This is a genomic window from Aureimonas ureilytica DSM 18598 = NBRC 106430 (assembly GCF_000382705.1).
GTDB lineage: Bacteria > Pseudomonadota > Alphaproteobacteria > Rhizobiales > Rhizobiaceae > Aureimonas > Aureimonas ureilytica.
Genome location: NZ_ARQE01000001.1, coordinates 442,362 through 463,629 on the forward strand (window position 1 = coordinate 442,362; position 21,268 = coordinate 463,629).

Consider the following 21,268-nt stretch of genomic DNA (forward strand, 5'->3'; position numbering starts at 1 on the left):
CGTCGGGGTATCAGGCGTTCCGCGCCAAAATCTCCCGCAGCGCTTCCACCAGCCGCTCGCATTCGGCCGGCGTGCCGACCGTGATGCGCAGGAAGTCCGCGATGCGCGGGCGTGCGAAATGGCGCACCAGAATGGCCCGCTCGCGCAGCGCCCGCGCGAGCGCCGCGCCCGGCCGCGCCGGGTGGCGCGCGAAGAGGAAATTGGCCTGCGAGGGCAGAACCTCGAAGCCGAGCGCGCCGAGCGCTCCCGAGAGCTCGTCCCGCGCGGCGATGGTGAGCGCCGTGTGGTGCTCGAACCAGTCCCGGTCCTGCCAGGAGGCGAGCGCGCCGGCCTGCGCGGTGCGGCCGAGCGGATAGGAGTTGAAACTGTCCTTCACGCGTTCCAGCGCCTCGATCAATTCGCGCTGGCCGAGCGCGAAGCCGACGCGCAGGCCCGCCAGCGAGCGCGACTTGGAAAAGGTCTGCACCACCAGAAGGTTGGGATAAGCGCGGATGAGACCGGCCGCGCTCTCGGCGCCGAAATCCACATAGGCCTCGTCGATGACCACGGGCTGGTCGGGGTGATCCTCCAACAGCTGGCTTATCGCCGACAGCGGCAGGGCGGTGCCGGTCGGCGCGTTGGGATTGGGCAGGATGATCGCGCCGCAGGCCCGGCGGTAATCCAGGGTCCGTACGCCGAACTTCTCGTCCAGCGCCACGGTCTCGTAAGGAATGCCGAAGAGCCGGGCATAGGTCGGATAGAAGGCATAGGTAAGGTCGGGGAAGAGAAGCGGCCGCTCGTGGTTCAGAAGCCCTTGGAAGACATGGGCCAGAACCTCGTCCGACCCGTTGCCGACGAAGACCTCGCCCGCCGACAGGCCGAAGCTTCCGCCGATCGCCTCGCGCAGCGCCAGCGAGGACGGGTCGGGATAGAGCCGCAGATCGTCCGAGGTCGCCGCGCGGATCGCCTCCAGCGCGCGGGGCGAGGGGCCGTAGGGGCTCTCGTTCGTGTTCAGCTTCAGAAGATCGGCAACGCGCGGCTGCTCGCCCGGCACATAGGGCTCCAGCGTGTGGACGATCCGGCTCCAGAAACGGCTCATGAGGCGACAGCTCCCCGCGTTGCGCGCGCCCTTGATAGACCGGCGAGGCGTGCACTGGCGAGGGGCGCGGATCGCTTCGCCGCGACGGAGGGGGACGTTCCGCGAGAGCCCGTCCCGGCAAGGTTTCGGCGGGGGATCGGCGAGGCTTTCGTCGCGCCCGAGCCGTTGAACAGGCGCGATGCGAGGGGGCGGCTGCGTTCGACAAGGACGAGGGCTTTGAGATGATCCGGCAGCCGGCGCGGCGGAGGTTTCAGGCGGGCTCTGGGGCGCCGGTCGAGGCTTCGGCGGCGGAGGGCCGGCGAGGGCTCTTCGGTGTCGCCGAAGGACCGTCACGACGGGCGAGGCCCGTGGCCCGTTTCAGGACCGGAGCCGAGGCAGCGCAGGGTCGCGCATCGGCGGCGACGAAGAGCGGCGGACGGTGCCGGCGAGCCGACCGCCCGAACAGTCTGCCCCGGTTCCAGAAAAGGCCCGCACCCCTGCCGCCGCGCCGCCGTCGTCCGACGCTCACCCAACCAGGCCCCGGGCCTGTTTACATCTCTGTGATGGGATCGTGTCATGGTCGCGCGCCATCATTCGGAACGCGCGCTTGCTTTATCTCGTCCTGAAATATCTGCATGTCCTTGGCGCGACCGTCATTCTGGGAACGGGAACGGGCATCGCCTTCTTCATGCTGATGGCCCATCGCACGCGCGACGCCGCGTTCGTGGCGCGCACGGCCGGCGTGGTGGTGACCGCCGATCTCCTCTTCACCGCCTCCGCCGTCACGCTTCAGCCGATCACCGGCTATCTCCTGATGCGCGAAGCCGGCTATGCCATGAGCGAGCCCTGGATCGTCGCCTCGCTGGCGCTCTATGGCGTCGCCGGCCTGTTCTGGCTGCCGGTCGTGTGGATTCAGGCGCGCATGCGCGATCTGGCGTGCGACGCCGCCGCGAGGGCCGAGCCGCTGCCCCCGCGCTATGACAGGCTGTTTCGCATCTGGTTCGTCTTCGGCTTTCCGGGCTTCGGCGCGGTCGTCGCCATCCTGTGGCTCATGATCGCCAAGCCGAGCCTCTAGCCATGACGCCGCTTCCGACCATAGCGATCCTCGGCGCCTCCGGCCTGATCGGCGAGGCGCTGGCGCGCCAGCTGCAAGGCGAAGGGTTTCCCGTTCTGGCGCTCGCCCGGCGCTTCACGGCGGCCCAGCGCCAGGCCCTCGGCCGCCCGATCGAGCGGCCGCTCATCGACGCGCCCGCCGCCGATCTCGCGCGGCTTCTGGCCGATGAAGGCGCCGCGATCGTCGTGAACTGCATCGGCGTGTTGCAGGACAGCGGCAAGGGCACGGCGCAGGCGGTGCACCGCGATTTCGCCGCCCGTCTGGTGGAGGCGACGCGGGGCCGGCTTCTCGTCCAGATCTCCATTCCCGGCCGCGAGGCGGACGACCACACGCCCTTCAGCACGACCAAGCGCGAGGCGGAGCGCGTCATCGCCGAAAGCGCCGAGGCCTTCGCGATCCTGCGCCCCGGCTTCGTCTGGGCTCCCGCGGCCTTCGGCGGCAGCGCGCTGGTCCGCGCGCTCGCCATGCTCCCCGTCGCCCTGCCGGCGCGCGAGGCCGCGAGCCCCTTCGCCGCGACGGATATGCGCGACATCGCCCGCACCGTGGCGTTCCTCGCCCAGCAATGGGCCGGCGGCCGGCGGGACTGGCGCGTGACATGGGACGTGATGGAGCGCCGGCCCGGCACGGTGGAAACCGTGGTGGAAGCCGTGCGGCGTCATCTCGGCGGCCCGCCCGCGCGGCTGCGCCTTCCCGGTTTTCTGATGGCGGCCGGCGCGCGCGCGGGCGATCTCGCCGCGCGGCTCGGCTGGTCGCCGCCCATCCGCACCACGGCGCTCACGGAAATGCGGCGCGGCGTTTCGGGTGATCCCGGCGCCTGGATCGCCGCGACGGGCTTCGAGCCCGCGTCCCTCGATGATGCCCTGTCCCACACGCCCGCCACCGTCCAAGAGCGCTGGTTCGCGCGCCTCTACCTTCTCAAGGCTCTGGTTTTCACCATGCTCGTTCTGTTCTGGCTCGTGTCCGGCCTCGTCGCGCTCACGGTCTCCTTCGAAGCGGCTAGCGCGATCCTGATCGGGCTCGGCCTGCCGGTCGGCCTCGCCAAGGGCGCGACCGTCCTGACCAGCCTTCTGGACATCCAGATCGGCACGATGATCGCCACGCGGCGCACCGCGCGCCTCGGCCTCTGGTCGGCCATCGCCCTGTCGCTTCTCTACGTTCTCGGCGCGATCCTGTTCGACCCCGAACTCTGGCTCGACCCGCTCGGCGCGATGGTCAAGACGCTGCCCGCCCTCGTCCTCACCCTCGTCGCCCTCGCGCTTCTGACGGAGCGCTAGACCTCCTCCGCTTCACGAACGGTCACGCGAGCGTGATCGCTTCCGACATCGGCGCCCGCATCGCCAAAAGCATCGCGCGCCATAAGTGTTTTCCCAACGAACGGTCTTCCGACGCCGCGAAGGGGCGGGGCGGCGGAAGGCGGGGCAGGGCGCGGCGCGCCCGGGGGAACGACGCTGAAACGGGCCATTTCATCCGATCCGAGACCGGGACGGCGAGGCATCACGCCTTTCCGGCGCATTGCGCATCCGCGAGGCGTGTCACGCCCGCATAGCCTGACGCGCCTGCGAGGCGGCGCGATCCTGCGGGGGCTGGCGCTGCTTCCCCTCGTGGCGCTCACCGCCTGCCAGGGTCCGCAATCCGCCTTCGCCCCGGCGGGCATGGAGACCGACCGCGTGCTCGGCCTGTTCTGGGTCATGCTCGCGGGGGCCGTCGCCATCTGGCTCTTCGTCATGGGCATTTCGGTCTATGCCACGCGCAGCGAAAGCCGGCCCCTGAGCGACAAGGCCGGCCAGCGCTTCATCCTCTGGGGCGGCGTCGCCTTTCCGGTCGTGGTGCTGACCGCGCTTCTCGTCTTCGGCCTGCGCCTCATGCCCGAGTTCCGCGCCCCGGCCGATGGCCCGCGCATCGCCGTCTCGGGCGAGCGCTTCTGGTGGCGCGTGCATTACAACACGCCCGATACGCCGGGCGTCGCCAAGTCCCTGTCGGGCGAGGGCGTGCCGTCCGCCAACGAAATCTGGCTGCCGGTGAACCGGCGCTCGGAACTGCTGCTCGGCTCGCCCGACGTCATCCACTCCTTCTGGGTGCCCAATATCGCGGGCAAGACGGACACGATCCCCGGCCGCATCAACCGGCTCGTGGTGGAGCCGACCAAGCTTGGGCTCTACAACGGCATCTGCGCCGAGTTCTGCGGCACGGCCCATGCGCAGATGCTGTTTCGCGTGCGCGTCGTCAGCCAGGAAGAGTTCGACGCCAAGGTCGCGGCGGAAGCCGCCCCGGCGACGCTTCTCGACCATCCCGGCCGGATCGCCTTCGAGCGCAATGGCTGCGGCGCCTGCCATGCCGTGCGCGGAACCGAGTCCGCCGGGCTCGTCGGACCCGATCTCACGCATCTCGCCAGCCGCCAGACGCTCGGCGCCGGCATTCTGGACATGAACCCCGACAACATCATGCGCTTCGTCGCGCTCACCGAACACGAGAAGCCGGGCGTTCAGATGCCGTCCTTTTCCATGCTGCCGCCGGACGACATCCGGCAGATCGCCGAATGGCTGGGGGCGCTGAAATGAGCATGGCGGCCGAACTCAACGCGATGCGCCGCCCCGAGGACCCGGACCAGGAGGACGAATCCGTCCGCAAGGGACAGGCCGAGCGCCTGATCGCCGTCTGGGACTCGCCGAAGGGCTGGCGCTACTGGTCCGACGTCAACAACACGACGGTCGGCGTCTGGTACACGGCGACGGCCTTCGCCTTCATGCTGTTTGCCGGCGTGCTCGGCCTGATGATCCGCGTGCAGCTGGTCGCGCCCGACACCGACTTCCTGTCGGCGACCATGTACAATCAGGTCTATACGCTACACGGCACGGTGATGATGTTCCTCTTCGCCGTCCCGATCTTCGAGGCGGTGGCGGTGATCCTCCTGCCGCAGATGCTCGGCGCGCGCGACCTGCCCTTTCCGCGCCTGTCGGCCTTCGGCTACTGGTGCTTCCTGATCGGCGGCATCTTCGTCTGCGGCTCGATCTTCTTCGGGCAGGCCCCCAATTCCGGCTGGTTCATGTACCCGCCGCTGACCACGCAGGCGCGCTTCACGCCGGGTTATGGCGCGGATATCTGGCTGCTCGGCCTGTCCTTCATCGAGGTCGCCTCGATCGCCGCCGCCGTGGAACTCATCGTCGGCGCGCTGAAGTGCCGCCCGCCCGGCATGAAGCTGAACCTCATGCCGCTCTACGCCTGGTATGTCCTCGTGGTCGCGGCGATGATCCTCTTCGCCTTTCCGCCGCTGATCGCCGGCGACATCCTGTTCGAGATGGAGCGCCTGTTCGACTGGCCCTTCTTCGACCCGACGCGCGGCGGCGATCCGATGCTCTGGCAGCATCTGTTCTGGATCTTCGGCCATCCGGAGGTCTACATCATCTTCCTGCCGACCATCGCGCTCTTTGCGATGATCATCCCGACCTTCGCGCGCCGCCCGCTGATCGGCTATTCCTGGATCGTGCTGGCAGCGGTCGGCACCGGCTTCCTGTCTTTCGGCCTGTGGGTCCACCACATGTTCACGACAGGCCTGCCGGCCATGTCGCTCGGCTTCTTCTCGGCGGCCTCGGAAGCGGTCGCGATCCCGACCGGGGTGCAGATCTTCGTGTTCCTCGCGACCTGCCTTGCCGGCCGCGTCATCTTCGCCGTGCCCATGCTCTTCGTGTCCGGCTCGCTCGGCATTTTCGTGCTGGGCGGTCTCACCGGCGTCATGGTGGCGATCGCGCCCTTCGACTGGCAGGTGCACGACACCTATTTCGTCGTCGCCCATCTCCATTACGTCATCATCGGCGGCGTCCTGTTTCCGATCGTCGCCGGCCTCTACTACTACTGGCCGATCGTCTCCTCGCGCAAACTCTCGGACCGCTGGGGCAAGATCGCCTTCTGGCTGATGTTCGTCGGCTTCAATGTCGGCTTCTTCCCGATGCACTATTCCGGCATGATCGGCATGCCGCGCCGCGTCTACACCTATCCGGCGGCGCTCGGGCTGGAACTCCCGAACCTCATCTCGACAATCGGCGCCTTCATCTTCGCCGCCGGCTTCCTGATCGTGGTGGCCGACATGCTGCGCCCCCGCAAGGACCCTTATGCCGATCGCAATGTCTGGAACGCCGGCACGCTGGAATGGGCGGGCGAGGTGCCGGACCAGCCCTGGGGCGTGCGCTCCGTCCCGATCATCCGCTCGCGCTATCCGCTCTGGGACCAGCCGGGCTTCGTGGACGATATCGATAAGGGCCGCTTCTATCTGCCCGACGCGCAGGAGGGGAAACGCGAAACGCTGGTGACGAGCGTGCTCGACGCCGAGCCGATCCAGTGCCTGCGCGTGCCCGGCCCCTCCTTCGTGCCGATGGGCGCGGCGGTCTTCCTTGGCGCCTGCTTCATCGCCGCGACCTTCCACTATTGGACGCTGACCATCGCCTCGCTCGTGATCGCGATCTTCGTGATCATGTTCTGGCTCTGGAAGGCGACCGCCGTCATCCCCGAGAAGGACGAGAAATATGTCGGCCTCGGCCTGACCCTGCCGACCTACATGTCCGGTCCGCATTCGGTGTCCTGGTGGGCCATGTTCATCACCATGATCGGCGATGCCACGGCCTTCCTGTCCCTGGTGTTCGGCTATTATTTCTTCTTCACGATCCACGAGAACTTCCCCCCGCCGGGCGACACAGGTCCCGGCCAGTTCTGGCCGAGCGTCTCGCTGGCGCTCTTCGCGCTCGGCTGGGGCGCGACACTCCTGTCGCATCGCGTGTTGAAGCGCGGCGGCGCGATGTTCGCCCGCGCCCTGATGGCGCTGGGGCTCGTGGCGTTCCTCGGTGCCGGCGCGGCGCTTCTCTGGGCGCCGCATGTGACCGGGCTTCAGCCGACCGTCCATGTCTATCCCGCGACCGTCTGGATTCTCTGCATCTGGACGGCGATCCACGCGGGCGTCGGGTCGCTGATGCTGGCTTACTGTCTGGCGCGCTCCTTCGCGGGCAAGCTCACGGGGCGCTACGACATCGATCTCGCCAATGTCGCGCTCTACACGCATTTTGCGGCCGCGACCGGCCTCGTGACGGTGCTCACCGTCGGCTGGTTCCCTCTCGTGGCGGGAGGGTAGAGTGACTTTCGAAACCTCACAGGGTCGGCTGGCGGAGGCTTTTCGCCGCCGGGCATCGTTGCCAATCCTCGCCGATGCCGCCGGCATCGACTGCGGTCGGCGCCTTGCCGACGACCAAAATCCTTCCACCATCCTCCGCCCGGAGGTCTCGAAAGTCACTCTGCGATGTTCGGCCTAAGGCGCGGCACGCGCGACAGTCTCATCACCATGATCGCGACGCCCACGGTCTGGGCGCTGCATTTCCTCCTGTCCTATGTCTGGGTGGCGAGCGCCTGCGCGCCCAACGAGGACGTGTTCAAGTCGATCACCCCGGCGCGGATCGGGGTCGCCATCGCCACGGTTCTGGCGCTCGCCTTCTGCTTCTTTGCCGGCTTGCGCGCGTGGCGCGAATGGCGGGCCGAAGGCGGCGAGCCGCCGCACGACAAGCCGACCCAGTTCGACCGCGAGCGGCAGATGGAGATCGCCTCCGTGCTTCTGTCGGGCCTGTCCTTCCTCGCCATCATCTTCACGGCGCTGCCCGTGCTTCTCGTCTGGGATTGCCGATGACCTCCGCCGCGCTTCGGCGGCACGGACCGCTCGGCCTCGCCCTCCTGCTTCTCGCCGTGCTCTGGATCGGCCCCTTGCCGGCGCGGGCCGAGACCTCGTTTGCCGCGCATATGGTGCTTCATATGGGCGTGGTGGCGCTGGCCGCGCCGCTCCTGGCCTTCTCGCTCGGGCGATCGGGACTTTTGCCGGCGAGCGCCGCGACCGGGCGCTTCGTCCTGCCGGCCGCGCTTCTGGAATTCCTGCTCATCTGGGGCTGGCACGCCCCGGCGCTGCATGACGCCGCGCGCCAGCATGTCGGCCTGTTCGCGCTGGAACAGGGCTCATTCCTGCTCGCCGGCCTGTTTCTCTGGACGACGGCGCTTGGAAGTCTCGGCAGCCGGCAGACCGGAGCGCGCGCGGCCGGGGCGGCGGGTCTGCTTCTCACCTCCATGCACATGACGCTGCTCGGCGCGCTTCTGCTTCTCGCCCCGCGCCCGCTCTATCGCTGCGGCACGCTCTGCTCGCCGCTGGCGACGCTCACCCCGCTGGAGGACCAGCAGCTCGGCGGCACCTTGATGCTGCTCGTCGGCGGCGCGGCCTATCTCGCGGGCGGCATCGCGCTGCTCGCCGGCGTCCTGAGATTACCAAAGGTCGAGGCGCGCCCATGAAGCGGACCATCAAGATCACCTGGACCCGCCTCGCGCTTCTGCCCGTCATCGGCGTCGCGGGCGCGCTTCTCGTCGGCGGCTCCGGCCTTGTGTCCATTGCCGCCTCGTCGGGCCATTTCGCGCCGGTCGAATGGTTCCTCCATTGGACCTTCAACCGCGCCGTCTCGACGCAGTCGCTGCCCATTTCGGTGCCGGACGGCGTCGATCTGAAGGACCCCATTCTGATCCAGCGCGCGGCCGGCCATTTCGCCAGCGGCTGCGCGCCCTGCCATGGCGCGCCGGGGGAGCTTCAGTCGCCGCTGACGGCCCATATGGTGCCGCCGCCGCCCCGGCTCGAGGAGCGCGTCGGCGAGTGGAAGGACCGCGAGCTTTATTGGCTCGGCCTGCATGGCATCAAATATTCCGGCATGCCCTCCTGGACCACGCAGACGCGGCCGGACGAAATCTGGTCGCTCGTCGCCTTTCTACGCGCCCTGCCCGACATGACGCCTGAAACCTATGCCGATCTGGCGCTCGGCGGCGCGGGCGGCGGCATGGGTGGCGCGCCCGTCCCGGCGGCTTTGAAGCCGGCGCTGGCGGGCCTCGGGCAGAAAAGCGTGCCGGCGCTCGCCGACTGCGCGCGTTGCCATGGCTATGACGGGCGCGGCCGCGGCGCGGAAGGCGCCTTCCCCAACATCGCCGGCCAGCCGGAAGCCTATCTCGCGGAAACGCTGATCGCCTATGCCAATGGCACGCGCGAAAGCGGCATCATGACGCCCGCCGCCGGCATCCACGATCAGGCGGTCTTGCGCGAACTCGCCGCCTGGTATGCCCGTCAGGACCCCGGTCCGGCGCCCGGCGGGGACATTCCGCCGCCCTCGGGCGTCACGATTGGCTACGAGGGCTCGACGCGCCTGCCGCGCGGCAGCGTCGGCCCGAATGCGCCCGCGACGGAGCCCCCCGCCAGCGGCTCGGCCGCCGAGGTGGACCACGCCGCCGCGCACGGTCCGCCCTACAGCGCGACCGGCCTTCTGGAACTCGGCCAGCGTCTTGCGGAGGAAGGCCTGCCCGACCGCAAGCTCGCCGCCTGCGACACCTGCCACGGCGCGGCGGGTCGCGAGAAGAACCCGCATTACCCGCGCCTCGCCGGCCAGCCCGAATGGTTCCTCGCCACCCAGCTCCAGCTCTGGAAGGACGAGCACCGGGGCGGCACGCCGTTCAACCATGTGATGACCCCGATCGCGATCAACCTGACCGAGGAGCAGATCGACGCGCTGGCGCTCTGGTATTCGCGCGCCGACCCGGCCGGCGGCGCGCCTCTTTCCAGCGCGGCGGCGGGGCGCTAAGCCGGCCTTTCTGATGGGTCGGTGCGCCTGTGCCGGCCTGCAAGGGAAAGCCACCATGCCGCTTCACATCGAGACGCCGCTCGTTCCGTCCTCGCCCCTCTCGCGCGAGGGGCTGGAGGTCTGGCTGAAGCTCGAAGCGCTCCAGCCGCCGGGCTCCTTCAAGATCCGGGGCATCGGGCATGCCTGCGAGCGCCATGCGCAAGCCGGCAAACGGCGCTTCGTCTCCTCCTCGGGCGGCAATGCCGGGCTCGCCGTCGCCTATGCCGGGCGCCGTCTCGGCCTGCCCGTCACGGTGGTCGTGCCGGAAACCACGAGCGCCCGCGCCCGGGCCCTGATCGAGGCGGAAGGGGCGGAGCTGCGCGTCCACGGCGCGGCGTGGCACGAGGCCAACGCGCTGGCGCTGTCCCTCGTGGACGAGACGACGGCGTTCCTTCACCCCTTCGACGATCCGCTTCTCTGGGAAGGCCATGCCAGCCTGATCGACGAGGCGCTGCGACAGGGCGCGCGCTTCGACGCCGTGGTGCTCTCGGTCGGCGGCGGCGGGCTTCTGGCCGGCGTCGTGGAAGGGCTGAAGCGCAACGGATTGAGCACGCCCGTCTTCGCGGTGGAGACGCACGGCGCGGCCTCGCTGGCGCGCTCGGTGGAGGCCGGGCAGCGGGTGGAACTTTCGGAGATCGCGACCGTCGCCACCTCGCTTGCCGCCCGTCAGGTCTGCGAACAGGCCTTCGAGCTGACCAAGCGCCACGACATCCGCCCGGTTCTCGTCAGCGACCGCGCGGCGCTCCAGGCCTGCGAGCGCTTTCTGGACGATCACCGGCTTCTGGTGGAGCCCGCCTGCGGCGCGGCGCTGGCGGCGCTGGAGGTGGCCGATCTCACGGCCTTCCGCTCGGTTCTGGTCGTGGTCTGCGGCGGGGCGGTGGCGACGATCGACACGATCCGCGCGGCGAGCGCCGCGCTCGCCCCGGCCGCCTGACCGGCCTTGCCTTTTCGCGCCCTGCCTCTCGCCACCCGCGCCCTCTCCGCGCATGATCGCCCCTGATTCGGGGGAGCCTGCATGAGCATCGTGTTTCTGGGGATCGACGCGGGCGGCACCTCTTGCCGCGCGCGGCTGATCGACGAGAGCGGAACCCTGTTCGGCGAGGGCGCGGCCGGTCCGGCCTCCGCGCGGCTCGGCGTGGAAACCGTGTTCGACGCCCTGATGAGCGCGGCGCGCGAGGCTTGGCGCGCGGCAGGGCTCGGCCCCTTCGCCTTCGGCCGGGTGCGCGCGGCGGCCGGGATAGCCGGCTATCTGCGCGAGGGCGTGGCCGACAGTTTCGCCGCGCGGCCCCATCCGTTCGAAAGCCTGACGCTGACCGACGACGGCACGATCGCCTGCCTCGGCGCCCATGGCGGGGCCGATGGCGGCGTGGTGATCGCCGGCACGGGCTCCATCGCCTATGCCCGGCAGAACGGGCGAACGCTGCGCTTCGGCGGCTACGGCTTTCCGGCCTCGGACGAAGGCTCGGGCGCGCGGCTCGGCCTTGCCGCGATGGAAGCCGCCTTCCAGGCGCTCGACGGCCGGCTGCAGCCGACCCCATTGACCGAAGCGCTGCTCGATCGGTTCGGCGGCCGCGCCCCGGCCATGACGCTCTGGTGCGAGGGCGCGACGCCGACCGACTACGGGAGCCTCGCTCCGCTCGTGACCCTTCATGCCGAGCGCGGCGACAAGGTGGCCCAGCTTCTGATGGAAAGCGCGGGCGACGCGCTGGCCGCGCTCGCCGCGACGCTGGAGGCGGCGGGCTGCGCGCGCGTCGCGCTGACCGGCGGCCTGTCCTCGGCGATCCAGCCCTACCTGCCGCAGGCGCTCGCCCGCCGCCTCGCCGAGCCGATGGGCGACGCGCTGGACGGTGCGCTCGCGCTGGCGGGCCTGCCGCTCGCCCCCGCCATGTCGGATGCACGCTGACGCTTGTCGCTCCGGTGGTGGCGCGAGAGGCCTTCCTTCGTGTATCGAAGGCACGACGACAAACGCCGCGCGGCACAGGCGCGGCTCGGGATGGGATGCGAAGACGATGAAATCACGCGCCGCCGTGGCCTGGGAAGCCGGCAAGCCCCTGACGATCGAGACCGTGGACATTCGCGGGCCGCAGCCGGGCGAGGTGCTGGTCGAGATCATGGCGACGGGCGTCTGCCACACCGACGCCTACACGCTGTCGGGCCTCGATTCGGAAGGCAAGTTCCCCGCCATTCTCGGCCATGAGGGCGCGGGCATCGTGCGCGAGGTCGGCGCGGGCGTCACCTCCGTGAAGCCGGGCGACCACGTCATCCCGCTCTACACGCCCGAATGCCGCAATTGTAAGAGCTGCCTGTCGCAGCGCACCAATCTCTGCACCGCGATCCGCTCGACGCAAGGGCAGGGCGTGATGCCGGACGGCACCTCGCGCTTCCGCTGCGACGAGTCGACCGTGTTCCACTACATGGGCTGCTCGACCTTCTCGAACTTCACCGTGCTGCCCGAGATCGCGGTGGCGAAGGTGCGCGAGGACGCCCCCTTCGACAAGATCTGCTATATCGGCTGCGGCGTGACGACGGGCATCGGCGCCGTCATCTACACGGCCAAGGTCTGGCCGGGCGCCAATGTCGTGGTCTTCGGCCTCGGCGGCATCGGCCTCAACGTGCTTCAGGGCGCGCGCATGGTCGGCGCGGACAAGATCATCGGCGTGGATCTCAACCCCGGCAAGGTCGAGATGGCCAAGAAGTTCGGCATGACCGACTATATCAACCCCAACGAGGTCGGCCACGACAAGGTCGTGCAGGCGATCCTCGATCTGACGGGCGGCGGCGCGGACTTCTCCTTCGACGCGACCGGCAACACGACCGTCATGCGTCAGGCGCTGGAATGCTGCCATCGCGGCTGGGGCGAATCGATCATCATCGGCGTGGCCGAGGCCGGCAAGGAAATCTCGACCCGTCCGTTCCAGCTCGTCACCGGCCGCGTCTGGAAGGGCACGGCCTTCGGTGGTGCGCGCGGCCGCACCGACGTTCCCAAGATCGTCGACTGGTACATGGACGGCAAGATCAACATCGACGACCTCATCACCCACAAGATGCCGCTCGACGAGATCAACACCGCCTTCGACCTCATGCACGAGGGCAAGTCGATCCGTTCGGTCGTCGTCTACTGAGCGTGAGCGCAGGAGACTGGCTCTGGCGCCGGTTCGACGAACTGACGGCGCGAGAGCTGCATGACGTGTTGAAGCTGCGCTGCGACGTCTTCGTCGTGGAGCAGCGCTGCGCCTTCGCCGAGATCGACGGGCAGGACCCGGCAGCGCTCCACCTCCTGTATCGGGAGGGGGAGGCGCTCGCCGGGTGCCTGCGCGTGTTCGCGCCACAGGGCCCTAGCGACGCGGCGCGCATCGGGCGCGTCGCCACCTCGCCCGATCATCGCGGCGGCGGGCTCGGCCATCGTCTGATGGGTGAGGCCGTGCGTTTTTGCGCCGAGCATTGGCCGCAAGCCGCGATCGACCTCTCGGCGCAAAGCCATCTTCAACCTTTTTACGGCAAGCACGGCTTCCAGCCCGTGTCGGAAACCTATCTCGAAGACGACATTCCTCATGTCGATATGCGACGCCGCGCGGGCGCCGCGTCTCATCCCTGATCGCTTTTCGCGCAAGGACCTTTGACCCATGCCGCTCGATATCGTTTCCACCGCGAAGGCCCATGGCGGCACCCAGGGCGTATACCGCCACCACTCGCGGTCGACCGACACGCAGATGACCTTCGCCGTCTTCGTGCCGCCGCAGGCGAGCGAAGGGCGCGTTCCCGTTCTCTGGTATCTTTCGGGCCTCACCTGCTCGCACCAGAACGCCATGGACAAGGCGGAATACCGGCGGCTCGCCGCCGAGCTCGGCCTGATGATCGTCCTTCCCGACACCAGCCCGCGCGGCGCGGACGTGCCGGACGAGAAGGACAATTGGCAGTTCGGCTCGGGCGCGGGCTTCTATGTGGACGCGACGCGCGAGCCCTATGCCGAGAACTACCGCATGTACACCTACGTGACGGACGAGCTGCCCGGCTATCTCGCCACGCATTTCCCGGCCGACATGAAGCGCCAGGGCATCTTCGGCCATTCCATGGGCGGCCATGGCGCGCTCACCATCGCGCTGCGCAACCCCGAGACCTACCGCTCGGCCTCGGCCTTCGCGCCGATCGTGCAGCCGACCACGGCCGACTGGTCGAAGCCCGCGCTCGACAAGTATCTGGGCGTCGGCGCCAAGTCGCAGCGTCTCTACGATGCCACGGCGCTGATCGAGGACGGGCACCGCTTCCCGGAATTCCTGGTGGATCAGGGCACGGCCGACAGCTTCCTCGAAACGGGCCTGCGCCCGCAGCTTCTGAAGGCGGCCTGCGAGCGCGCCGGCATCAAGCTGACCCTCAACATGCGCGAGGGCTACGACCATTCCTACAATTTCATCTCGACCTTCATGGACGATCATCTGCGCTATCACGCGGACCGTCTAAAGGCCTGACAAGCGTGGGGCGTCGGAGCGATCCGGGGCCCCTTTTCACGATGAGGACAGGCGGCAGGTGGGATGCCGCGACAGGGGGACAGGACAGGATGAGCGATCAACAAGCCGATCTCGGCGTGCTCGGCATGGGCACGATGGGTGCCAATCTGGCGCTGAACTTCGCCGACAATGGCGGCTTCACCGTGGCCCTCGGCAATCGCACGGTGGAAAAGGCCTATGGCGTGCGCGAGAGCAATCCGGCGCTGGCCGAGCGCCTCGTGCCGACCGATTCCATCGAGCATTTCATTTCGACGCTGAAGAGCCCGCGCGTCGTGGTTCTCATGGTCAATGCCGGCAAGCCGGTGGACGATCAGATCGCGCTCGTCCTGCCGCATCTCGAACCCGGCGACATCCTGATCGACGCCGGCAATGCCGATTTCAACGACACGGTGCGCCGCGAGAAGGACGTGAAGCCGACCGGCATCCACTTCGTCGGCATGGGGGTGTCGGGCGGCGAGGAAGGCGCGCGCCATGGTCCCTCGATCATGGTGGGCGGCGACGAGAAGGTCTGGGAGCGCCTGAAGCCGCTTCTGGAGCCGATCTCCGCCAAGTTCGACAAAACGCCCTGCGTCGACTGGCTGGGCGCGGACGGCGCGGGCCATTTCGTCAAGACGATCCACAACGGCATCGAATATGCCGACATGCAGATGATCGCCGAGGTCTACGGCGTGCTGCGCGACGGCATCGGCCTGTCCGCCGGCGAGATCGGCGACATCTTCGGCGACTGGAACACGCGCGGTCTCCAGTCCTATCTGATCGAGATCACCGCCGTGACGCTCGCCGAGAAGGACCCAGAGACCGGCAAGCCGCTGGTGGACGTGATCGTCGACGAAGCCGGCCAGAAGGGGACGGGCCGCTGGTCCGTCATCGAGGCGCAGAAGCTCGGCGTCGGAGCGACCACGCTGGAAGCCGCCGTTTCGGCGCGCGGCATCTCCTCGCGCCGCGGTGAGCGCGCCGAGGCGGAAAGGCTCTTCGGCGACGTCCAGACCGCGCGGGCCGAGTTCCACGCCGATCAAAGCGGGCTTACCGAGCTGGAAGCCGCGCTCGAGACCGCCAAGATCATCGCCTATGCGCAGGGCTACGCTGTCATGAGCGAGGCCAGCCGCGAATATGGGTGGAACCTGCCGCTCGGCGGCATCGCCCGCATCTGGCGCGCCGGCTGCATCATCCGCTCGCGCTTCCTCGACGACATCACGCAGGCCTACGAGGCGGGCGAGGTGGTCAATCTCCTCCAGTCGCCGCATTTCGCGACCCGCGTTCGCGAGGGGCAGGCGAGCCTTCGCCGCGTCGTCGCCAAGGCCGCGCTCGCCGGCCTGCCCGTGCCGGCGCTCTCCGCCGCGCTCGCCTATTTCGACGATTACCGCCGGGCGCGCGGCACGACCAACCTCACGCAGGCGCAGCGCGACCTCTTCGGCGCGCACACGTTCCACCGGCTCGACCGCGAGGGCACGTTCCACCACAAATGGCCGCAGGTCTGAGCGGATTTCCAAAAATTGCTAAAGGGCTCGCGCAAGCGGGCCTTTTTTCGTTGAAAGGCGCATGGGTCGGGCGCGCGGCAGACAATCGCGCGAACACGGACGGATCACATCGGCGGGAAACCGGTTGTTGGGCAGCTCACGAACGCCAATTGGCGGGTCGAGAGCGGTCGGAGAGCCGCTGACCCCAACTCGTGAGACCCGACCCGATGCGCTCGTCATCCCGCCTTCTCGCCGTGCTTCTCGCTTCCACGCTTCTCGGCGCCGCCCCGGCCTTCGCCCAGGGCGAGGGCTCCGAGGCCGACCGCCTGTCGCATGTCGACGGCAACCTGCCGGACGCCGGCAACGCCGCCGGCCAGCCCGCCGAAACCGCCGAGGCCAACGCGCCCCAGCAGGAGCCGGCCTTCGAGAACCAGACCCGCGCGCCGCAGCCGGCCGAGCTCGCCAAGGTCGAGACCGCCACGATCGCCGAAGGCCTGCCGCATCTCTGGGCCATGGAGTTCCTGCCCGATGGCCGGATGCTCGTCACCGCCAAGAAGGGCCAGATGATGGTGCTCTCGGCCGACGGCCAGACGCGCACCGACGTCTCGGGCGTGCCGGAGGTGGACGCGCGCGAGCAGGGCGGCCTTCTCGACGTCGCGCTCGGCCCGAACTACGCCACCGATGGCATGATCTATTTCACCTTCTCCGAGCCGCGCGGCGCGGAGGGCAACGGCACGGCGCTCGCCAGCGCCAAGCTGACCCTGGGCGACGGCTCGGCCAAGCTGGAGGACGTGAAGGTCCTCTTCCAGCAGATGCCGAGCTACGAGGGCAACAAGCATTTCGGCTCGCGCATCGTCTTCGACAACGAGGGCAAGCTGTTCCTGGGCGTCGGCGAGCGCTCGGACGACCCGATCCGCAACCAGGCGCAGGAGCTGAATTCGGGCCTCGGCAAGGTCTTCCGCATCAATGCCGACGGCTCGATCCCAGAGGATAATCCGTTCGTCGGCCGGGAGAACGCGCAGGATGCGATCTGGAGCTACGGCCACCGCAACATCCAGTCCGCGACGCTCGGCCCGGACGGCCGCCTTTGGACGATCGAGCACGGGCCGCGCGGCGGCGACGAGCTGAACCGGCCGGAAGCGGGCAAGAACTACGGCTGGCCGGTGATCACCTACGGCATCGAGTATGGCGGTTCGGAGGTCAACGAGGGCATCACCGCCAAGGACGGCATGGAGCAGCCCGTCTATTACTGGGACCCGGTGATCGGCCCCTCGGGCCTCGCGCTCTACAAGGGCGACGAGTTTCCGGGCTGGCAGAACGCCCTGATCATCGGCGGTCTCGTGACGCAAGGGCTCGTGGTCGTGCATCTCGACGGCGACAAGGTGAAGACCGAGGAGCGCGTGCCGATGGAAGCGCGCGTGCGCGACGTGAAGGTCGGCCCGGACGGCGCGGTCTATGCGGTGACGGAAAACCGCGAGGGCGAGGGCTCCTCCACGATCCTGCGCGTGACGGCGGCCGACTGAGCCACACCTTAAATCCGAACACGAAGGCCGGCTCGAAAGGGCCGGCCTTCCTCGTTCAAAGCGGAAAGGCGATCGGATCGCCCGAGCCGGGATGGGCGATCACGCTCATGTCGAGCCCGTAGATGCGCTTCAACGGTTCGGGCGCGACCACCTCGCCGGGGAGCCCGCGCGCCACGACCCGCCCGCCCTTCAAGGCCAGGATCTCGTCGCAGAAGCGCGCGGCCATGTTGACCTCGTGCAGGACGGCGATGACGCCGACGCCCTTTTCGTGGCTGAGCCGGCGGATGAGCGCCAGAATCTCGATCTGGTGGGCGATGTCGAGCGCCGAGATCGGCTCGTCCAGAAGCAGGCAGCGCGCGTCCTGCGCCACCAGCATGGCGAGCCAGACGCGCTGGCGCTCGCCGCCCGACAAGGCGTCCACCACCCGGTCGCCCATCCCGCCCGTGTCGGTGAGGTCCAGCGCCTCGGTGACTTTCTGCCGATCCGCCTCGCGAAAGCGGCCGAACGGTCCGTGCCAGGGGTAGCGGCCGAGCGCGACGAGCTCGCGCACCGTCATGCCGGGCGCTGAGGGCGTCGATTGCGGCAGATAGGCGACGGCGCGGGCGAAGTCGCGCGCGCCCCATTGGGCGAGGTCTCGCCCGCCGAACAGAAGACGCCCCGCGCTCGGGCTTTCCTGCCGCGCCAGAAGCTTCAGCAGCGTGGACTTGCCCGAGCCGTTGTGACCGACGAGACCGACGACGCGCCCGGCCGGCAGATCGAGCGTGATGGCGTCGAGAAGCCGGCGCCCCGGCACGTCGAAGGCGACGTCCTGCAGCGAGAAGCCGGCTTGCGACAGGCCGGGCGCCGCAGCGCCATCGGGCCGGGGGGCGGGTGTGTCGAGCATGGAGGGCCTCATGCGGAGCGGCGGTTGAGAAGCAGCATCAGGGCCGGCGCGCCGATCAGCGCGGCGACGATGCCGGTCGGCATCTGCCAGGGATAGGCGAGCGTCCGGCCGAGCCAGTCGGCCGCCACGAGCAGGAGCGCGCCCGACAGGGCCGAGACGAGAAGCGCGGGCGCGGCGCGGTGAACGCCGAGAAGCCGCGCGGCGTGAGGGGCCATCAAGCCGGCAAAGGTGAGCGGCCCGACGATCGGCGTGGCGGCGGCGGTGAGGGCGGCGGCGAGCACGAACAGGAAGAGCCGCGCGCGGTTCAGGCGCAGGCCGAGCGCGCTGGCACTCGCCGCGCCGAGCGGTAGGAGTGCGAGCGGCCGCACGGCCAGAAGCGCCAGCGCCGTGAACAGGACCGCGCCGCCCGCTGCCGCGAGCGCCGCCGAAGCATCGATGCCGCTGGTGGAGCCGGCCATCCAGGCAAACAGCATGAGCGCGCGCGGGTCGCCTGTCGCGGAGAGAACGCCCACCACCGCGTCGAGCAGCGCGTTCAGCGCGATGCCGGCGAGCAGCACGCGCTCGGGCTGGAAGCCGGAGCGCCGGCCGAGCGCCAGGATCGCGCCGATCACCGCGAGGCTGCCGCCTGTCGCCATGAGGCCGACCAGCGAGGCGTGCGGCGTCGCCGTCAGAAACAGCGACAGCGCGGCGGCGAAGGCCGCGCCGGCGCTGACGCCGAGCACTTCGGGGCTCGCCATCTCGTTGCCGGTGAGGCGCTGGAGGATGAAGCCGGCCAGCCCCAGCATGGCCCCCGCCGACGCCGCGCCGACCATGCGCGGCCAGCGCCAGGGCAGGATTTCGGCAAAGCGCGAGGGGGAGAGCCATTCCCAGGCGCCGGTCAGGGCGTCGCGACCGAGGCAGAGGGCGAGCGCGACGAGAAGCAGGGCTGCGCCGAGAACCAGCAGCCGGCTCGCGCCGGGCGAAAGGCGCGAGGCGCCGGCCGCAAGCGCGGCGCCGAGCGGCGGGCGCTCGGCCTTGGGCAGGCGCTGGAGGAGAAGGAGAAGCAGCGGCGAGCCGAGAAGCGCGGTGACGGCGCCGGTCGGCAGAAAGGCGTCCGACGCGCCGGCCAGAAGCTGCACGCCGCAATCGGCGAGAAGCAGGAGCAGCGCGCCGATCAGCGCGGCGCCGAGAAGCCGGCCGCCGAAGCCGCGCGCGCCGGCGAGCCGCGACAGGATGGGCGCGACGAGGCCGATGAAGCCGACGACCCCGACCGCGCTCACCACGAAGGCGGACATCGCGACCGCCAGAAGCACGGCGAGCGCGCGCAGCCGCCCGGCCTCCAGCCCGCGCGCCCGGGCGCTGGCGTCGTCGAGATCGAGAAGCGACAGGGGGCGCACGATCAGAAGCGCGAAGGGCAGAAGCAGCGCGAGCCGCAGGGCGAGCTGCAGGAGCGGCTCCCAGCTTTGCTGGCTGAGCGAGCCGGCGCCCCAGATGAAGAGCGAGGCGAGATAGCGCTCGTTGAGAAGCGTCAGCAGCGCCGACAGCGCGCCGGCATAGAGCCCGACCACCAACCCTGCGAGGATCAGCGTCACGGCGGCAAAGCCCCGCCGGCGCACGAGGGCGAAGACGAGAAGCGTCGACAGGCCTGAGCCGCCGAGCGCCACGAGATCGCGCCCCAGACCCAGAAGGCCGGGCGCCCAGAGGGTGGCGACGGCGAGCGCCAGCCGCCCGCCGGCATCGATGCCGAGCGTGGTCGGCGAGGCCAGCGGATTGCGCAACGCCTGCTGCAACAGGGCGCCGGACGCGCCGAGCGCCGCGCCGCACAGAAGCGCCATGCCGGCGCGCGGCAGCGTGGCGTAGAGAAACACCATGCGATCCGGATCGTAGCCGGCTGCCGCCGACGCGCCGCCCTGCCAGAGCTGGACGAGCGGCGGCCCGAGCAGGGCGGCGGCTGCAAGAAGCGTCAGGGCGAGGAGCGGCAGGATCACCGAGGCCGCGCCAAGCCGGCTTACCCCCGAGCCTCCCCCGTTCGCGCGCGAGGCGGCGGGCGCGCTCATGCCGCGCCGTCCACGGCGAGGCGATCCAGAAGCCGCGCGAAGCGCAGCGCCGAGGGCAGGGTTCCGAACATCAGCGAAGCGGGCATGGTGGCGACGCGCCCCTCGCGCACGAAGGGAAGCTCGCGCCAGAGCGGCGAGCGGGCGAGCGCCGGCCAGATGTCGGGCGCGACCGGCTCGATCGCCACGCATGTGGCTTCGCCCACTCCGGCCAGTTCCTCGATGCCGACCGTGGCAAAGCCCCAGCTATTGCCCTCGCCGGCCCAGGCGTTGGACAAGCCGAGCCGGGCGAGCACGTCGCCGTAAAGGCCCTTGCGGCCGTAAACGCGCACATGGCGCGGGTCGAGAAAGGACAGGAAGAGAAGCGGGCGCGTGAAACGCGGGCGCAGCCGCTCCCCGAGCGCGGCGATCTCGCTATCGAAGGCGGCGATCGCTCGGGTTGCCTCCGCTTCGCGGCCCGTCAGCTGGCCGAGCCGCCGCGTCACCTCCACCGAGCGTTTGAGCGGATCGTAGCCTTCCTCGTTGCCATGGACCGTCAGGCGCTCCACGGGCGCGATGCGCCGCAGCGTCGGCTCGGCCATGGCGACATAGCTCGTGGTCAGGATGAGGTCCGGCTTCAAGGCCGCGAGCCGCTCGAAATTGGGCTCCACCGAGGCGCCGAGATCGGCGACCGTCGGGGGCAAGGGCGGCTCCACCACCCAGATCTTCCAGTCCTCGGCCGACATGACCGCGATCGGCGTGACGCCGATCAGCATCAGCGCTTCGGCGAGGCCATAGTCGATCACCGCAATGCGCTCCGGGAAGGGCGCGGCACGGGCGGCCGAGGGGAGGGCCGCAAGGCTCGCCGCCGCCCAACACAAGCGAGCGAAGCTCCGGCGCGTCAGCGCGTTGCGGCTCATTTTTATAATCCTGACTTTTTATTTCATGTTTCTCCTAGCGAGGGCGGGAAGCCCGTTCAAGGGGCTGGTTCCCGAGCGTGCGAAAGGGCGGATACGAAAAAGGGCCGGAAACCGGCCCTTCTCA

The 21,268-nt window shown here is 69.5% G+C and carries 18 protein-coding genes; 14 read left to right on the plus strand and 4 right to left on the minus strand.

All coding sequences use genetic code 11. From position 1 onward, the window contains the following. Positions 1–10: 10 nt before the first annotated feature. Positions 11–1,078 carry a histidinol-phosphate transaminase gene (hisC, locus tag B146_RS0102080; RefSeq protein ID WP_019994755.1) on the minus strand — a complete coding sequence of 356 codons (1,068 nt, stop codon included), beginning with the start codon at positions 1,076–1,078 and terminating at the stop codon, positions 11–13. Between the two features lie 586 nt (positions 1,079–1,664). Here hisC and B146_RS0102085 point away from each other — a divergent pair. The 14 genes from B146_RS0102085 to B146_RS0102160 all read left to right on the plus strand — a co-directional run bounded on the left by B146_RS0102085 (position 1,665) and on the right by B146_RS0102160 (position 17,329). Beyond that, positions 1,665–2,132 (plus strand): DUF2269 family protein, encoded by a 468-nt coding sequence (locus B146_RS0102085; protein WP_019994756.1) that lies wholly within the window; start codon positions 1,665–1,667, stop codon positions 2,130–2,132. A 2-nt stretch (positions 2,133–2,134) separates the two neighbouring features. Further along, positions 2,135–3,445 carry an SDR family oxidoreductase gene (locus tag B146_RS0102090; protein ID WP_019994757.1) on the plus strand — a complete coding sequence of 437 codons (1,311 nt, stop codon included), beginning with the start codon at positions 2,135–2,137 and terminating at the stop codon, positions 3,443–3,445. Between the two features lie 255 nt (positions 3,446–3,700). Next, positions 3,701–4,729 carry a cytochrome c oxidase subunit II gene (locus tag B146_RS0102100; protein WP_019994758.1) on the plus strand — a complete coding sequence of 343 codons (1,029 nt, stop codon included), beginning with the start codon at positions 3,701–3,703 and terminating at the stop codon, positions 4,727–4,729. Continuing rightward, on the plus strand, positions 4,726–7,287 hold the full coding sequence (gene ctaD / locus B146_RS0102105; RefSeq protein WP_019994759.1) for a cytochrome c oxidase subunit I: 2,562 nt from the start codon (positions 4,726–4,728) through the stop codon (positions 7,285–7,287). The genes B146_RS0102100 and ctaD overlap by 4 nt, the downstream gene beginning before the upstream one ends. A 165-nt stretch (positions 7,288–7,452) precedes the next feature. Next, the gene (locus B146_RS0102115) at positions 7,453–7,833 is read left to right on the plus strand and encodes a hypothetical protein (RefSeq protein ID WP_019994761.1); all 381 of its coding nucleotides are present in this window, start codon (positions 7,453–7,455) and stop codon (positions 7,831–7,833) included. Further along, entirely contained in the window at positions 7,830–8,480 is a 651-nt protein-coding gene (locus B146_RS0102120; protein ID WP_019994762.1) for a cytochrome c oxidase assembly protein, read from the plus strand. The genes B146_RS0102115 and B146_RS0102120 overlap by 4 nt, the downstream gene beginning before the upstream one ends. Then, complete coding sequence (locus tag B146_RS24745; protein WP_019994763.1) at positions 8,477–9,805, plus strand: c-type cytochrome; 1,329 nt, start codon at positions 8,477–8,479, stop codon at positions 9,803–9,805. The genes B146_RS0102120 and B146_RS24745 overlap by 4 nt, the downstream gene beginning before the upstream one ends. A gap of 55 nt (positions 9,806–9,860) precedes the next feature. Then, positions 9,861–10,778: a pyridoxal-phosphate dependent enzyme gene (locus tag B146_RS0102130; protein ID WP_019994764.1), complete on the plus strand. Its 918-nt coding sequence runs from the start codon at positions 9,861–9,863 to the stop codon at positions 10,776–10,778. Positions 10,779–10,859: 81 nt separating this feature from the next. Continuing rightward, positions 10,860–11,747 (plus strand): glucosamine kinase nucleotide-binding domain-containing protein, encoded by an 888-nt coding sequence (locus tag B146_RS0102135; protein WP_019994765.1) that lies wholly within the window; start codon positions 10,860–10,862, stop codon positions 11,745–11,747. A gap of 106 nt (positions 11,748–11,853) precedes the next feature. Next, complete coding sequence (locus tag B146_RS0102140) at positions 11,854–12,966, plus strand: S-(hydroxymethyl)glutathione dehydrogenase/class III alcohol dehydrogenase (protein ID WP_019994766.1); 1,113 nt, start codon at positions 11,854–11,856, stop codon at positions 12,964–12,966. Positions 12,967–12,968: 2 nt separating this feature from the next. Continuing rightward, positions 12,969–13,439: a GNAT family N-acetyltransferase gene (locus tag B146_RS0102145; protein ID WP_019994767.1), complete on the plus strand. Its 471-nt coding sequence runs from the start codon at positions 12,969–12,971 to the stop codon at positions 13,437–13,439. 28 nt (positions 13,440–13,467) lie between these two features. Next, positions 13,468–14,310 carry an S-formylglutathione hydrolase gene (gene fghA / locus B146_RS0102150; RefSeq protein ID WP_019994768.1) on the plus strand — a complete coding sequence of 281 codons (843 nt, stop codon included), beginning with the start codon at positions 13,468–13,470 and terminating at the stop codon, positions 14,308–14,310. Between the two features lie 89 nt (positions 14,311–14,399). Beyond that, a complete protein-coding gene (gndA, locus tag B146_RS0102155) occupies positions 14,400–15,827 on the plus strand; it encodes an NADP-dependent phosphogluconate dehydrogenase (protein WP_019994769.1) in 1,428 nt (475 codons plus the stop codon). A gap of 206 nt (positions 15,828–16,033) precedes the next feature. Next, positions 16,034–17,329 (plus strand): PQQ-dependent sugar dehydrogenase, encoded by a 1,296-nt coding sequence (locus B146_RS0102160; protein WP_019994770.1) that lies wholly within the window; start codon positions 16,034–16,036, stop codon positions 17,327–17,329. 55 nt (positions 17,330–17,384) lie between these two features. Here B146_RS0102160 and B146_RS0102165 read toward each other — a convergent pair whose 3' ends face one another. From B146_RS0102165 to B146_RS0102175, 3 genes are read right to left on the minus strand one after another with little or no spacing between them, the layout of a single operon-like run. Further along, positions 17,385–18,212: an ATP-binding cassette domain-containing protein gene (locus B146_RS0102165; RefSeq protein WP_019994771.1), complete on the minus strand. Its 828-nt coding sequence runs from the start codon at positions 18,210–18,212 to the stop codon at positions 17,385–17,387. A gap of 8 nt (positions 18,213–18,220) precedes the next feature. Beyond that, positions 18,221–20,248: a Fe(3+)-hydroxamate ABC transporter permease FhuB gene (fhuB, locus tag B146_RS0102170; RefSeq protein WP_019994772.1), complete on the minus strand. Its 2,028-nt coding sequence runs from the start codon at positions 20,246–20,248 to the stop codon at positions 18,221–18,223. Further along, positions 20,245–21,144 carry an ABC transporter substrate-binding protein gene (locus B146_RS0102175; protein WP_019994773.1) on the minus strand — a complete coding sequence of 300 codons (900 nt, stop codon included), beginning with the start codon at positions 21,142–21,144 and terminating at the stop codon, positions 20,245–20,247. Before B146_RS0102175 ends, fhuB begins: the two co-directional genes overlap by 4 nt. Between the last annotated feature and the right edge of the window lie 124 nt (positions 21,145–21,268).

Bases quoted from the DNA above. Each gene is read 5' to 3' on its own strand.
- hisC (WP_019994755.1), bottom strand. From the start codon at position 1,078: ATGAGCCGTTTCTGGAGCCGGATCGTCCACACGCTGGAGCCCTATGTG.
- B146_RS0102090 (WP_019994757.1), top strand. From the start codon at position 2,135: ATGACGCCGCTTCCGACCATAGCGATCCTCGGCGCCTCCGGCCTGATC.
- ctaD (WP_019994759.1), top strand. From the start codon at position 4,726: ATGAGCATGGCGGCCGAACTCAACGCGATGCGCCGCCCCGAGGACCCG.
- B146_RS0102115 (WP_019994761.1), top strand. From the start codon at position 7,453: ATGTTCGGCCTAAGGCGCGGCACGCGCGACAGTCTCATCACCATGATC.
- B146_RS0102120 (WP_019994762.1), top strand. From the start codon at position 7,830: ATGACCTCCGCCGCGCTTCGGCGGCACGGACCGCTCGGCCTCGCCCTC.
- B146_RS24745 (WP_019994763.1), top strand. From the start codon at position 8,477: ATGAAGCGGACCATCAAGATCACCTGGACCCGCCTCGCGCTTCTGCCC.
- B146_RS0102130 (WP_019994764.1), top strand. From the start codon at position 9,861: ATGCCGCTTCACATCGAGACGCCGCTCGTTCCGTCCTCGCCCCTCTCG.
- B146_RS0102135 (WP_019994765.1), top strand. From the start codon at position 10,860: ATGAGCATCGTGTTTCTGGGGATCGACGCGGGCGGCACCTCTTGCCGC.
- B146_RS0102140 (WP_019994766.1), top strand. From the start codon at position 11,854: ATGAAATCACGCGCCGCCGTGGCCTGGGAAGCCGGCAAGCCCCTGACG.
- fghA (WP_019994768.1), top strand. From the start codon at position 13,468: ATGCCGCTCGATATCGTTTCCACCGCGAAGGCCCATGGCGGCACCCAG.
- gndA (WP_019994769.1), top strand. From the start codon at position 14,400: ATGAGCGATCAACAAGCCGATCTCGGCGTGCTCGGCATGGGCACGATG.
- B146_RS0102160 (WP_019994770.1), top strand. From the start codon at position 16,034: ATGCGCTCGTCATCCCGCCTTCTCGCCGTGCTTCTCGCTTCCACGCTT.
- B146_RS0102165 (WP_019994771.1), bottom strand. From the start codon at position 18,212: ATGCTCGACACACCCGCCCCCCGGCCCGATGGCGCTGCGGCGCCCGGC.
- fhuB (WP_019994772.1), bottom strand. From the start codon at position 20,248: ATGAGCGCGCCCGCCGCCTCGCGCGCGAACGGGGGAGGCTCGGGGGTA.
- B146_RS0102175 (WP_019994773.1), bottom strand. From the start codon at position 21,144: ATGAGCCGCAACGCGCTGACGCGCCGGAGCTTCGCTCGCTTGTGTTGG.